General features: G+C 74.1%; 6 protein-coding genes. All 6 read right to left on the minus strand.

The features are described from left to right. From ABZW17_RS32165 to ABZW17_RS32190, 6 genes are read right to left on the minus strand one after another with little or no spacing between them, the layout of a single operon-like run. Entirely contained in the window at positions 1 to 789 is a 789-nt protein-coding gene (locus tag ABZW17_RS32165) for a shikimate dehydrogenase (protein ID WP_354822623.1), read from the minus strand. Further along, a complete protein-coding gene (locus ABZW17_RS32170; protein WP_354822625.1) occupies positions 786 to 2042 on the minus strand; it encodes a 3-deoxy-7-phosphoheptulonate synthase class II in 1257 nt (418 codons plus the stop codon). The genes ABZW17_RS32165 and ABZW17_RS32170 overlap by 4 nt, the downstream gene beginning before the upstream one ends. Further along, positions 2039 to 3094, minus strand: a complete 1056-nt coding sequence (locus ABZW17_RS32175; protein WP_354822627.1) for a 3-dehydroquinate synthase family protein — start codon at positions 3092 to 3094, stop codon at positions 2039 to 2041. Before ABZW17_RS32175 ends, ABZW17_RS32170 begins: the two co-directional genes overlap by 4 nt. Then, positions 3091 to 3279: a hypothetical protein gene (locus tag ABZW17_RS32180; protein WP_354822629.1), complete on the minus strand. Its 189-nt coding sequence runs from the start codon at positions 3277 to 3279 to the stop codon at positions 3091 to 3093. Before ABZW17_RS32180 ends, ABZW17_RS32175 begins: the two co-directional genes overlap by 4 nt. Before the next feature lie 18 nt (positions 3280 to 3297). Further along, a complete protein-coding gene (locus tag ABZW17_RS32185) occupies positions 3298 to 4074 on the minus strand; it encodes an arylamine N-acetyltransferase (protein WP_354822631.1) in 777 nt (258 codons plus the stop codon). Between the two features lie 13 nt (positions 4075 to 4087). After that, positions 4088 to 14446: a type I polyketide synthase gene (locus ABZW17_RS32190; RefSeq protein ID WP_354822633.1), complete on the minus strand. Its 10359-nt coding sequence runs from the start codon at positions 14444 to 14446 to the stop codon at positions 4088 to 4090. Positions 14447 to 14466 lie beyond the last annotated feature (20 nt).

Consider the following 14466-nt stretch of genomic DNA (forward strand, 5'->3'; position numbering starts at 1 on the left):
TCAGTGCCACCCGAAAAAGGCCCGGTAGGAGTCCAGTTGCCCGTCGAGCATGTGCATTCCGCAATGGACGGGATGACCGAGTTCCGCCGCTTCGCGCAGCAGCCGGGTTTCGCGGGGCTTCATGATGATGTCGGCCACCACGCAGCCCGGTGGCAGCAGCCGCGGGCGGAACGGCAGCGGATCGCCCGGGTCCAGCCCGAGCGGGGTGGCGTTCACGACGAGGGCGGCCCCGTCGGTGTCCGGTTCGGCCCCGGTGGTCGTCCGGCCCGGCCAGTGCGCGTCCAGGCGGTCGCGGAGGGCGTGCAGCTTCGCGGTGTCCGGGTCGCACACCGCCAGCCGGTCCACGCCGGCGTCCAGGAGGGCGGCGGCGATCGCGCTGCCGGCCCCGCCCGCGCCGACGAGCGCCACCCGTTCACCCTTGGGGTCGTGGCCCGCGGTGACGAGACCGGTGACGAAGCCGAGGCCGTCGAAGTTCTCCGCGTACCAGGTGCCGTCCGCTTCCCGCCGCAGCGCGTTGGCGCTGCCGGTGATCTCCACCGTCGGGCTGCGACGGCCGGCGAGCCCGGCGGCGGCCGGCTTGTGCGGCACCGTGACGAAGATGCCGTCGAGGTTGCCGATGGCCTGCAGGCCGCCGACGACCTGGGCGAGGTCCGCGGGTTTCGCGTGCACCGGGACGAGCACCGCGTCGACGCCCAGCCGCGCGAACAGCGGGTTCAGCAACCCGGGCGAGCGGACCTGGGTGACGGGATCGCCCAGGACGACGTACAGCCGGGTGGTCCCGCTGATCACCGGACCTCCACCCGCTTGCCGCACAGCAGCTCCGCGACCAGGTGGGCCAGCTGCACCGACTGCGCCGCGTTGAGCCGCGGGTCGCACGCGGTCAGGTACCGGGCGGGCAGGTCGGCCTCGGCGACGCCGGGGGAACCGCCGAGGCATTCCGTCACGTCGTCGCCGGTCACCTCGACGTGGATGCCGCCGGGGTGGGTGCCGAGAGCGCGGTGCACCTCGAAGAACCCGGCGAGCTCGTCGAGCACGTGGTCGAAGTGGCGGGTCTTGAACCCGTTGCCCGACCGGCGGGTGTTGCCGTGCATCGGGTCGCACTGCCAGATCACCTCGTGCCCGGACGCGGCGACCTTCTCCACGATCGGCGGGAGCACGTCGCGGACCAGGTCGTGGCCCATCCGGCTGACCAGCGTCAGCCGGCCCGGCGTGCGGTGCGGGTCGAGGCGCTCGACGTACTCGACGGCCTGCTCGGGTGTGACGCTCGGCCCGAGCTTGAGGCCGATCGGGTTGGACAGCAGCTCGGCGAAGGCGAGGTGGGCGCCGTCGAGCTGACGGGTCCGCTCGCCGATCCACAGGAAGTGCGCCAGCCCGCTGGACAACCGCGGTTCCGGGCCGGTCGCGTCCGCCCACAGCACGGCTCGTTCGTAGTCGAGCAGCAGCATTTCGTGGCTGACGTGGACGTCGTCCGCGCAGAACTTGCGGACCAGGTCCATCGCCTCGAGCGCGTGGGCGTGGGCCCGCAGCATCCGGCGCGGGTCCGGGGTCCGGGCCTCGGCGGTGGGTTCGGGGGCGTTGACGATGTCACCGCGGTAGACCGGCAGCCCCCGTGCGTCGACGGTGTTGGACCGCGGCTTGGCGTACTGCCCGGCCATCCGGGCCAGCTTGACCACCGGCAGGCCGGCCGCCGCCGCGAGCACGTCCGCCATCTCCTCAAGCAGCCGCAGGTTGCCCAGCAGGTGGCTTTCGGTGTTGCCGGCGAACGTCTCCGCGCAGTCGCCGCCCTGCAGCAGGAACGCCTCGCCGCGGGCGACCGACGCGAGCCGCGCCGCCAGCCGGGCCGTCTCGGCCGGCGCGACGACCGGTTCGGCGTCGTGCAGCTGCCCGGCCACCCGGGCCGCCCGCGCGGGGTCCGGCCACTCCGGCTGTTGCGCGGCGGGCCGGGCCAGCGCCTCGTCCAGTTTGCGGCCCAGCGCCCGGTCCACCGCTCGTCGGTGGATCGGGCCGCCCGGCTCGGCGGGTCCGTGCAGGAGCCGTCTCATGCCGGCGCCGCATCGGTGGCCGCGACCAGGTCCCCCAGGCGTTCGCGGGGCATCTCGTCCAGGACGCGCGACACGAGCTCCGGCGGCACGTCGCCGACCAGCTCCGCGCCGCGGGGCCCGTCCAGGACGAAGGCGAGCCCGGTGATCGCCTTCTTGTCCCGGTGCATCTGCCGGATCAGGACCGCCGGATCGACGTCCTCGGGCAACGCCGCCGGCAGGCCGTAGTGGCGGACGACGTCGAGGTGTTCGTCCACTCGGGACTGATCGATGCGGCCCAGCGCGCCCGCCAGCCGACCGGCGAAGACCGTGCCGACGGCCACGGCCTCGCCGTGGCGCAGGGCGAAGTCCGTCGCGATCTCCAGCGCGTGCCCGAGGGTGTGCCCGTAGTTGAGCAGGTGCCGCAGCCCGGTGTCCCGCTCGTCCTGCGCCACGATCCCCGCCTTGAGGGTGACGCTGGCGGCGATCTGCTCCGGCAGCGTCCGCCCGCGCAGGTCCGGCGCGCCGATGAAGTGGCAGCGGGCGATCTCGCCGAGGCCGTTGAGGACCTCCCGCCGCGGCAGCGTCGTCAGGTAGTCGGTGTCGCACAGGACCGCGCTGGGCTGCCAGTACGCGCCGACCAGGTTCTTGCCCGCCGGCAGGTTCACCGCGGTCTTCCCGCCGACGCTGGCGTCCACCTGGGCCAGCAGCGTCGTGGGCAGGTGGACCACGGCGACCCCGCGGTGGTAGAGCGCGGCCGCGAGCCCGACGACGTCGGTGGTCGTGCCGCCGCCGCAGGAGACGACGACGTCGGACCGGGTCAGCCCGAACCGCGCGAACTCACCGCACAGTTCCTCCACTGTGGACAGTCGTTTGTCCTGCTCGCCGTCGCGGGCCGGCAGCAGGAGCGTCTCGACGCCGGTGTCCGGGACCCAGTCGGCCGGGCGGGCCGAGACGACCGCGGCCCGCCGGGCGCCGAGCCGCCGGACGACCCCGGGCAGCGAGTTCCGCACCCCGGGCCCGACCAGCACGTCGTAGGACCGCTCGTTGAGGCGGACCGGAATCGTGGTGCTCACGGTGCCTTCTCCCGCGGCTCCGGCAGCGTCCGGTACGGCAGGTCGGCGATCCGGGCCACCGGTTCGCTGCCGTGGTGGAGGAATTCGCCGCCGTAGAAGAAATTGAGGTACGGGATGTAGTGGTGCGCGTACGCGGACCTGCACAGGCCGGCGAACCGGGCCAGCAGGCCGTCGTTTTCCGTCATCGTCTTCCCTTCCCCGGTTCAGCCGAGCTCGCCGGACAGCACGCGGTCGACCAGCGCGCGGTGCTCGTCGTCGTCGGTGATCGTGCGCACCTGCTCGCGGCCGTCCCGGACCGTCAGGTACCGGCGCTGCCGCAGGAACACCTGGCCGGTTTCGAACGCCCGGCCGCACAGGACCTCCTGCAGGTCGGTGCGGGCGGTGTCGCCCACGAGGGCCCGGAAGTTGTCCTCCAGCTCCTTCCAGTCGCTCCACTGGCGGGGCTGCGTCGTGAAGGTGTAGACGACGCTCCAGCGGGTGACCGCGCCCCGGCGTTGCAGCGCGTACCCGGAGTCCCCTTCGACCAGCCGGAACTGGCTGCCGTACTGGGTCTGCACGCCCGGGCCGACCGGCAGCGGCTCGAGGTAGGTCGGGCCCGGGTAGCCGACGTCGACCAGCCGTTCGCGGCCGTCCAGGGTGACCAGGTTGAACATGTGCTCGACCTCGGTCCCGAAGGTCTCGCGCCCTTCGGTGGTGCTGCCGGCCAGCGGCGAGACGTCGTAGCCCAGTTCGGTCAGGAGCCGGTGGAACAGCCGGTTCAGGTGGTAGCAGGCGCCGCCCTTGCCCTCGACGATGCTGGTTTCGAAGACGGCGTCCTCGTCGAGGTCGACGACGTCGACCGCGTCGCGCAGGCCGTAGGCGACGCTGCTGTACGGGATCGCCATCAGGTGGCTCTTCTGCAGCCTCCGCAGCGTTTCCAGGTCCACGCCGGTGACCCCGGCGCAGCCGATCCGCCGGAGGTAGGTATCAACGTCGAACACGGTTCACCTTCTTTCAGACCAGTTCGTGCAGGTGCGCGGCGAGCAGTTTCGGCGTCGGGTGGTCGAAGACCACGCTGGGCGCGATCTTCCGTTCGGTCAGCGCCCGCAGCCGGTTGCGGAGCTCGATCGCGGTCAGGGAGTCGAAGCCGATCTCGAACAGCCCCTGGTCCTCGTCGATCTGGTCGCCGGAGCCGAAGCCCAGCACCCCGGCCACCTGGGTCCGCACCGCGTCGAGCAGGACCGCGAGCCGCCGGTCCGGGGTGAGCCCGGCCAGCCGGGTGGCCAGGCCCTCCTCCACGACGGCCGCGGTGCGGGCCTGCTGCCGGGCCGCCGGGACCAGGCCGCGCAGCAGGTGCGGCGCCGGCGTACCGGCCGCCCGCAGGCCGCGCAGGTCGAGCCGGGCGGGCACCAGCTGCGCCTGCCCGGAAGCGAGCGCGGCGTCGAAGAGGTCCATGCCCTCCTCGGGGGCCATCGCGACCAGGCCGCCGCGCCGGTTCATCCGGGCCCGGGCGGCCTCGTCGGAGCCGGCCGCCATGCCGCCGGAGGTCTGGTCCCACAGGCCCCACGCCAGCGACTGGCCCGGCAGGCCCGCCGCCCGCCGGGCGGCCATCAGGCCGTCCAGGTACGCGTTGGCCGCCGCATAACCACCGCTGCCGGCGCCCATGAACACCGCCGAAACCGAGGAGTAGACGACGAACGCCCGGAGGTTCGTACCGCGGGTGAGTTCGTCCAGGTGATCGGCGGCGGTGACCTTGGCCGCGAAGACCTCGGCCAGCTGGTCCGGTGTCACCGTCCCGATCACCCCGGCGGACGGCACGCCGGCCGTGTGCACCACGGCCGTCGGCCGGTGCGCTTCCAGCAGCGCCGCCACCTGAGCGCGGTCGGCGACGTCGCAGGCCACCACCGAGACGTCCGCGCCCAGCGCGGTGAGGTCGGTGACCAGGTCCTTCGCCCCCTCGGCGTCCAGCCCCCGGCGACTCACCAGCAGCAGCTGCCGCACGCCGTGCCGCTCGACGAGGTGCCGGGCGACCAGGCCGCCGAGCGACCCGGTGCCGCCGGTGACCAGCACGGTTCCGTCGGCCGGGAACTCCGCGGGCGCACTCGGCGGGGCGACGCGGGCCAGGCGCGGGATCGACAGCGTCGTCCCGCGCACGGCGACCTGCGGTTCCCCGCTGTCCAGCACCGCGCCCAAGGCCGGGGTCACGTCGGCGTCGGCGTCGGTGTCGACCAGGAGGATCCGGTCCGGGTTCTCCGCCTGGGCGGCCCGGACCAGGCCCCACACCGCGGACGCCGCCGGGTCGGTCACCCCGCCGTCGCCGGCGGGCACCGCGCCCCGGGTCACGATGGCCAGCTTCGAAGCCTCCAGGCCGCCGCCGGCCAGCCAGCACTGGACGACGTCCAGCACCCGGACGGTGAGCTCCAGCGCCGGGTCGCCCCCGGCCTCCATGACCGCCACCTCGGGGGCGGTGGTCACGCCGGACAGCACGTCGTCGGCCAGCGTCGCCACCTCTTCCGCGGTGGCCACCGGCACCCACGACGGCACCGGCCGCGCACTGTCCACTCGCGACAGTGGCGTCCAGCCGACCCGGAACAGCGAGCCGCTGCCCTCGGCCGTCGCCAGCTGGTCGTCGGTCACCGGGCGGCCGATCAGGGCGTCCAGGGTGACGACCAGGCCGCCGGTCTCGTCGACGGCTTCGAGGGAGAGGTCCTCCCCTTCGGCCTTGGCGACCCGCACCCGCAGCGCCGAGGCGCCGGCCGCGTGCAGCCGCAACCCGTTCCACGCGAACGGCAGCCGCACTTCGTCGCCGTAGGACCCGGCGTCGCCGGAGGCGGCGGCCACCATCGTCGAGTGCAGGGCCGCGTCGAGGAGCGCGGGGTGGATGCCGAACCGGCCGGCTTCCTCGCGGTGTTCGGCGGGCAGGGCGATCTCGGCGAAGGTCTCGTCACCGCGTCGCCACACCGCCCGCACGGCCCGGAACACCGGGCCGTACCCGTAACCGACGTCCGCGAGCACGTCGTAGGCCCCGCTGATGTCCACCGGCTGCGCGCCGGGCGGCGGCCAGGCCGTGAAGTCGAACGCGGCGGTCCGGCGGCCGGCCGGGACCAGCACGCCGGTCGCGTGCCGCGTCCAGGTGTCCGCGTCTTCGCGCAGGGAGTAGACGTCGACCGTGCGCGAGCCGTCCTCGCCCGGCCCGCTCAGCGCGACCTGGACGCGCACCCCGCCCCTGCGGGGCACCACGAGCGGGGCCTCGATGACCAGCTCGTCGAGCACCGGGCAGCCGGCTTCGTCGCCGGCCCGCACGGCCAGCTCGACCAGCCCGGTCCCGGGCACGATGACGACGTCCCGGACCAGGTGGTCGGCCAGCCAGGGGTGCGTGCGCAGGGAGAGCCGCGAGGTGCAGACGAGCCCGTCGGTCTGCGGGAGCGGCACGACCGCGCCGAGCAGCGGGTGGTCGGCCCCGGCGAGGCCCAGCGAAACGGCGTCGGACGCCGGTTCGGCCGGGCTGAGCCAGAAGTGCTGGTGGTCGAAGGCGTAGGCCGGGAGGTCGACCGGCTCGGCCGGGGCGGGCACGAGCGCGCTCCAGTCCACCGCGACCCCGCGGACGAACAGTTCGGCCATCGAGGTGAGCAGCCGCCGCGGCCCGCCGTCGGCCCGCCGCACCGAACCGGCCACGACCGCGCCGGTGTCGTCGATCAGCTCGGTGATCGGCTGGACCAGCACCGGGTGGGCGCTGACCTCGACGAACACGCCGTGGCCCGACCCGAGCAGCTCGGTCACGGCCGGGCCGAAGCCGACCTGGTGCCGCAGGTTCCGGTACCAGTAGCCGCCGTCCAGGACCCCGGCTTCGGTGATCCACTCGCCGGTCACCGTGGAGCGGAACGGCACCAGCGGCGCCTGCGCCTCGATCCCGGCCAGTGCCTCGGCGAGGGTGTCGCGGATGTCTTCGACGTGCCAGGTGTGCGAGGCGTAGTCGACGGCCACCCGCCGGACGCGGATCCCTTGGCGTGCCAGGCAGTCCAGGGCCTCGTCGAGGGCTTCGGCGTCCCCGGCGATCACCACCGACGAGGGGCCGTTGACGGCCGCCACCTCGACCCAGCCCGCCCACGGCACCAGCCGCATGACGGCTTCGTCCTCGCTCAACGCGACCGACGCCATGCCGCCGCGTCCGGAGAGCTTCGCGGCGATCGCCTGGCTGCGCAGGGCGACCACCTTGGCGGCGTCCACAAGGGACAGTGCGCCCGACACGCAGGCCGCGGCGATCTCGCCCTGGGAATGCCCGAGCACCGCGTCCGGCGTCACGCCGGCCGCCGACCACATCGCGGCCAGGCCGACCATCATCGCGAAGCTCGCGGGCTGGAGGACGTCGACCCGGTCCAGATCGCCCTCGCCCCGCAGGACGTCGAGCAGGGACCAGTCGACCCACGGCTCCAGCGCGGCCGCGCACTCGGCGATCCGCTCGGCGAACACCGGCGACGTCTCCAGCAGTTCGCGGCCCATGCCCGCCCACTGCGTCCCCTGGCCGGGGAACACCCAGACGACCTTGCCGGGCCGTCCGGTGGCGGGTACCCGGCCGGTCACCAGACCGGGCGCGTCCTCGCCGCGGGCCAGCGCCGCCAGGCTGTCGCGCGCTTCCTCGGCCGACTCCGCGACGACGACCGCGCGCTCGCCGAACACGGCCCGCCCGTTCGCGAGCGCCCCGGCCACGGTGGCCAGGGGCTCGTCGACGAACTCCACCAGCCGACCGGCCTGCGCCGCCAAGGAGACGGCGTTGCGCGCGGACAGCACCACCGGCACCACGGCCGGTCGTGAGTGGAAAAGCGGGTTAGAACCCTCCTTTTCACTCACGACAAGCCGCGGCAGACTCGGATCGGGGGCTTCTTCGATGATCAGGTGGGCGTTGGTCCCGCTGATCCCGAACGAGGACACCCCGGCCCGGCGCGGACGACCGTTCGACGGCCACTCCTGCGCCTCGGTCAGCAGCTCGACCGCACCCGCGGACCAGTCCACCTGCGTGGTGGGCCGGTCGACGTGCAGGGTGCGCGGCATCAGGCCGTGCCGCAGCGCCTGCACCATCTTGATCACGCTCGCGACCCCCGCGGCCGACTGCGTGTGCCCGAAGTTCGACTTCAACGACCCCAGCCACAAGGGCGTCTCGCGGTCCCTGCCGTAGGTGGCGATCAGGGCCTGCGCCTCGATCGGGTCACCCAAGGCGGTCCCGGTCCCGTGGCCCTCGACGACGTCCACATCGGACGGTGACAGCCCGGCCCCGGAGAGGGCCCGCCGGATCACCCGCTGCTGCGACGGCCCGTTCGGCGCGGTCAGGCCGTTCGAAGCACCGTCCTGGTTCACCGCGGAACCCCGCAGCACGGCCAGCACGCGATGCCCACGCTCGCGCGCCACCGACAGCCGTTCGAGGACCACGACGCCGACGCCCTCGGCCCAGCCGGTGCCGTCCGCGCCGTCGGCGTACGCCTTGCACCGGCCGTCGCCGGCGAGCCCGCGCTGCCGCGAGAACTCGACGAACGTGCCGGGCGTGCCCATCACGGTCACGCCGCCGGCCAGCGCCATCGAGCACTCGCCCTGCCGCAGCGACTGCCCGGCCAGGTGCATCGCGACCAGCGACGACGAGCACGCCGTGTCGATCGTGACCGCGGGACCTTCGAAGCCGAACACGTAGGACACCCGGCCCGACACGACGCTCGACGCGCCCGCCGTGCTCGCGTAACCCTCCATTTCGGACGCGTCCGCGCCCATTCCGTAGCCCTGGTTGGACACCCCGGCGAACACCCCGACGTCGGTGCCCTTCAGGACGTGCGGGTCGAGCCCCGCGCTTTCCAGCGCTTCCCACGACGTCTCCAGCAGCAGCCGCTGCTGCGGGTCCATGGCGACGGCCTCGCGCGGCGAAATCCCGAAGAAGGCCGCGTCGAACAGCCCGGCGCCTTCGAGGAACCCGCCCTGGCTGGTGTAGGTCGTGCCGGAGCTGTCCGGGTCCGCGTCGAACAGGTTCTCCAGGTCCCAGCCCCGGTCTTCGGGGAAGGGAGACAGCCCTTCGCGGCCGTCGACCAGCAGCTGCCACAGGTCTTCGGGGTCGGCGACCCCGCCGGGCAGGCGGCACGCCATGCCGACGATCGCGATCGGCTCGTTCGCCGCCGCGGCGACCACCGGCGCGACCCGGGCCGGCTCGCTCCCGGTGAGGGTGTCGCCCAGTTCGTCACGCAGGTGGCGGGCGAGCGCCACCGGGGTCGGGTAGTCGAACACCAGCGTGGCGGGGAGTTTCAGCCCGGTCGTCTCCCGCAGCCGGTTGCGCAGTTCCACCGCCGTCAGGGAGTCGAACCCGGCGTCCGAGAAGACGGTGTTTTCGAGGACGCTCTCCGGCCCGGTGTGCCCGAGCACCAGCGCAACCTGCGAGCGGACCAGGTCGAGCAGCAGCGCCTCCTGCTCGGCCGGGGCGCGCCCGGCCAGGTCCGCCACCAAGCCGCCGGTGCTCGCGGCGGCCGCGCGCGCCTGCTGCCGTCCCGCGCGGACCAGCCCGCGCAGCAGGTGCGGCACGTCCGCGCGGGCGCCCCGGGTGCTCTTGAGGTCCAGCTTGAGCGGCACCAGCAACGCCTGCCCGGAGCCGACGGCGGCGTCGAACAGGTCCATGCCTTCGGTCGCCGTGATGGCCAGGACGCCGCTGCGGCTCGCGCGGGCCTGGTCGGACTGGCCGAGGTGCGCGGTCATCCCGTCGTCCTGCTGCCACATGCCCCAGGCGAGCGACGTCCCGGTCAGCCCGGCGGCCTGCCGGTTCGCCACCACGGCGTCCAGGAAGGCGTTCGCGGCGGCGTAGTTGCCCTGGCCCGCGGAGCCGAAGACACCGGAGGCGGAGGAGAACACCGCGAAGGTACCGACCTGCCCGTCGCGGGTCAGCTCGTCCAGGTGCCGGACCGCGGCCACCTTGGGCGCGAACACCTTCGCCAGCCGCTCGGGCGTCAGCGCTTCGATCACGCCGTCGTCCAGCACGCCGGCGGTGTGCACGACCCCGGTGGGCCGGTGGGTTTCGAGCAGCGCCGCGACCTGGTCCCGGTCGGCGAGGTCGCACGCCACGACGGAGACCGCCGCGCCCGCGCCGGTGAGCTCGGCGACCAGGTCGGTCACGCCTTCGGCGTCCGGGCCGCGGCGGCTGGCGAGCACCAGCCGCCGGACGTCGTGCCGGGCCACCAGGTGCCGGGCGACCAGGGCCCCGAGGGAACCCGCGCCGGACACCAGGACCGTCGAATCCCGGTCGAACCGCGCCGAGACCGCGGTGGCCTCCGCCCGGGCCAGGCGAGGCGCGGTGAACGTGGTGCCGCGGACGGCGACCTGCGGCTCGCCGGTGGCCAGCACCGAACCGAGCACCGCCGTCACGTCAGCGTCGTGTTCGAGGTCCAGCAACAGGAACCGGTCCGGGTTCTCGGCCTGTGCGGAGCGGACCAGGCCCCAGACCGCGGCCGCGGCCGGGTCGAGCACCGCGCCGTCGCCGGCGGGCACCGCGCCCCGGGTCACGACCACGAGCCGCGGATCCCCGCCGGGCGTCGACGCCAGCCACTCCTGCACGACCTCCAGCACCCGCGACGTCACGTCGAGGGCGTCGGCGCCGCTGGGTACCTCGAAGACCTCGATGGCCGGAACTTCGGCGGCGACAGCCGGGGGAAGTTCGGTCCACACCACGCGGAACAACGCGTCGCGCGTCACCGAAGGGGCGTCGATCTCGACGGCCACCGGGCGGGACACCAGCGAGTCCGCCGTGACGACGAGGCCGCCGGTCGTGTCGGCCGCCTCCAGCGACACGGTGTTCGGGCCGCCGAAGGCGAGCCGCACCCGCAGCGCCGCCGCACCGGCGGCGTGCAGCACCAGGCCGTTCCACGCGAACGGCAGCGCGGGCGGGCCGAGTTCGTCCTCGGGGGTGGCCGCGACCTTGAGCATGCCCGCGTGCAGACCCGAGTCCAGCAGGCCGGGGTGGATGCCGAACCGGCCGGCTTCCTCGTGCCGGTCCTCGGGCAGGGAGACTTCGGCGAAGACCTCGTCACCGCGCTGCCAGACCGCCTGCAGGCCCTGGAACACCGGCCCGTACGCGTACCCGCGGTCGGCCAGGTCGGCGTAGAAGTCGCCGACCTCGATCCGCTGCGCGCCGGGCGGCGGCCACGCGGTGAAGTCGTAGCCCGGGCGCGGAGCCGGCGCACGGGGCGTCAGGGTGCCGGTGGCGTGCCGCGTCCAGGTCTCGTCACCGTCCTGGTCCTCGCGCAGGGAGTAGACGTCGACCGTGCGGACGCCGGTCTCCCCCGGCGCGCCGACCGCGACCTGCACCCGCACGCCGCCCTGTTCCGGGACCACCAGCGGCGCCTCGATCACGAGCTCCTCGAGCACCGGGCAGCCGGCCTCGTCGCCGGCCCGCACGGCCAGCTCCACCAGGCCGGTGCCCGCGACCAGCACGGCCCCGCCGATGGCGTGGTCGGCGAGCCAGGGGTGCGTCCGCAGCGACAGCCGCGAGGTGAACACCAGGCCGTCGAAGCGCGGCAGCCGCACCACCGCGCCGAGCATCGGGTGCTCGGCCGTGGCCTGCCCGAGCGACGCCGCGTCCGTCGCCGCGCCGGTGCCGGAAAGCCAGTAGTTCCGCCGGTCGAAGGCGTAGGTCGGCAGGTCCACCCAGCCGGCCGCGGCCGGCAGCACGGCGTCCCAGTCGACGGCCACCCCGCGCACGAACAGCCCGGCGACCGCGGCCAGCAGCGCCTGCTCCTCCGGGCGGTCGTCACGCAAAGCCGCGACGCAGGGGGCGTCGGCGGACTCCTCGACCAGGGAGCTCAGGGCCGCGCCGGGGCCGAGTTCCACGAACAGCGTGCCGCCGTGTTCCGCCGCGGCCGCGATCCCGTCGGCGAACCGGACCGGCCGCCGCACGTGCTCCGCCCAGTACTGCGGATCGGTCAGTTCGCCGGGAGCGGCCAGCCGTCCGGTGACGTTGGAGATGACCGGGATTTCCGGCTCCTGCCAGGTGATACCGGCGAGCTCGGCGGTGAAGGCGGCCAGCATCGGCTCCATCAGCGACGAGTGGAACGCGTGGGACACCGTGAGCTGCTTGGTCTTGTGCCCGCGCTCCCGCATCCGGTCGGCCGCGGTGAGGACGGCGTCGTGCTCGCCCGAGAGCACCACGGCGGCCGGGCCGTTGATCGCCGCGAGTTCGACGCCGTCGCCCAGCAGCTCGGCGACCTCGTCCTCGCTCGCCGCGACGGCGACCATCACGCCACCGGGCGGCAGCGCCTGCATCAGCCGGCCCCGGGCCGCGACCAGGCGCGCCGCGTCCCGCAGCGACAGCACGCCCGCGGCGTGCGCGGCGGCGACCTCGCCGATCGAGTGCCCGGCCACGACGTCCGGCCGCACGCCCCACGACTCGACCAGCCGGAACAGGGCCGTCTCGATCGCGAACAGCCCCGCCTGCGTGAACACCGTCAGGTCGAGCAGCTCGGCGCTGCCGGCCGCGGTGCCCAGCACCACTTCCCGGACCGGGTGGTCGACCCAGCCGGCCAGGTGCTCGTCCAGCTGCGCGCACGCCTCGTCGAGCGCCGCCGCGAACACCGGATACCGCTCGTACAGCTCCCGGCCCATCCCGCACCGGTGCGAACCCTGGCCGGGGAAGACCCACACGACCTTGCCCGGCGTACTCGCGTTGCCGGTCACCACACCGGGCGCGCTCGCGCCTCCGGCCAGCGCGGTCAACCCGGCGATCGCCTGCTCGTCCGAGCCGGCCACCACGACCGCGCGCTCGCCGAAGGTCGCGCGCTTCGAAACGAGCGCCCGGGCCATGCCCGCCGGCGACACATCGCCGTCGGAGAGCAGGGACGCCAGACGGCCGGCCTGCGCCGCAAGGGATCCGGGGTTCTTCGCCGACACCACCAGCGGTACCGCGCCGTCGGCGAGGCTGCCGCGGCTTGGTCGTGAGTGGTAAGGCGGGTTAGAACTCGCCTTACCACTCACGACCTCCTGCGGCGGCGCCTCTTCGATGATCACGTGCGCGTTCGTCCCGCTGATCCCGAACGCGGACACCCCGGCCCGGCGCGGACGGCCGTCCGAGGGCCACTCCCGCGCCGCGGTCAGCAGCTCGACCGCACCGGCCGACCAGTCGACCTCCGGCGTCGGCTCCTCGACGTGCAGGGTCGGCGGCATGACGCCGTGCTCCAGCGCCTTGACCATCTTGATCAGGCCGACCACGCCGGCGGCCGCCTGTGTGTGCCCGACGTTCGACTTCACCGAGCCCAGCCACAACGGCTTCCGGGGGTCCCGGTTCCTGCCGTAGGTGGCCAGCAGCGCCTGCGCCTCGATCGGGTCGCCCAGCGCGGTGCCGGTGCCGTGCGCCTCCACGATGTCCACATCGGACGGTGACAACCCGGCACCGGACAACGCCTTTCGGATCACCCGCTGCTGCGACGGCCCGTTCGGCGCGGTCAGGCCGTTCGAAGCACCGTCCTGGTTCACCGCGGAACCCCGCAGCACGGCCAGCACCCGGTGCCCGCGTTCCCGCGCCACCGACAGCCGTTCCAGCAGCACCACACCGACGCCCTCGGCCCAGCCGGTGCCGTCCGCGGTCGAGGAGAACGCCTTGCTGCGCCCGTCGACCGCCATCACCCGCTGCCGGGAGTACGCCACGAAGGTGCCGGGCGTCGGCATCACCGTCGCCCCGCCGGCCAGCGCCATCGAGCACTCGCCGAGCCGCAGCGCCTGCGCGGCGAGGTGGATCGCGACCAGCGACGACGAGCACGCCGTGTCGATCGTGACCGCGGGGCCTTCGAAGCCGAAGGTGTAGGAGACGCGCCCGGACGCCACGCTCGACGCGCTGCCCGTGCCCGCGTAACCCTCCAGTTCCGGCGGGATCGTCCCGGCGCCGGTCCCGTAGCCCTGGGTGAAGAGGCCGGAGAACACCCCGACGTCGGTGCCCTTCAACGTGCCCGGGTCGACGCCCGCGTCCTCGAACGCCTCCCACGACGCTTCCAGCAGCATCCGCTGCTGCGGGTCCATCATCAGCGCCTCGCGCGGCGAGATGCCGAAGAAGCCGGCGTCGAACTGCCCGGCGCCGTCGAGGAAGCCGCCCTGGCTGGCGTAGGACGTGCCCGGGTGGTCGGGGTCCGGGTCGAAGAAGCCCTCCAGGTTCCAGCCCCGGTCGTCGGGGAAGTCGGACAGGGCGTCGACCCCGTTGACCACGAGGCGCCAGAATTCCTCGGGCGAGGACACCCCACCCGGCAGCCGGCACGCCATTCCCACGATGGCGAGCGGCTCGTCAGCGTGCCGCGAGCCCTGCTTGCGCAGGTCGTGCAGTTCGGCCGTGACGCGCTTGAGGTATTTGAGGAGTTTCTCGTCCGTAGCCATTCTTCAATTCCTCACGAAGG

The sequence above is a fragment of the Amycolatopsis sp. NPDC004625 genome, assembly GCF_040609695.1.
Lineage (GTDB): Bacteria > Actinomycetota > Actinomycetes > Mycobacteriales > Pseudonocardiaceae > Amycolatopsis.

Excerpts from the sequence above, each read along its gene's own strand:
- ABZW17_RS32180 (WP_354822629.1), bottom strand. The coding sequence starts at position 3,279 with ATGACGGAAAACGACGGCCTGCTGGCCCGGTTCGCCGGCCTGTGCAGG.
- ABZW17_RS32190 (WP_354822633.1), bottom strand. The coding sequence starts at position 14,446 with ATGGCTACGGACGAGAAACTCCTCAAATACCTCAAGCGCGTCACGGCC.
- ABZW17_RS32170 (WP_354822625.1), bottom strand. The coding sequence starts at position 2,042 with ATGAGACGGCTCCTGCACGGACCCGCCGAGCCGGGCGGCCCGATCCAC.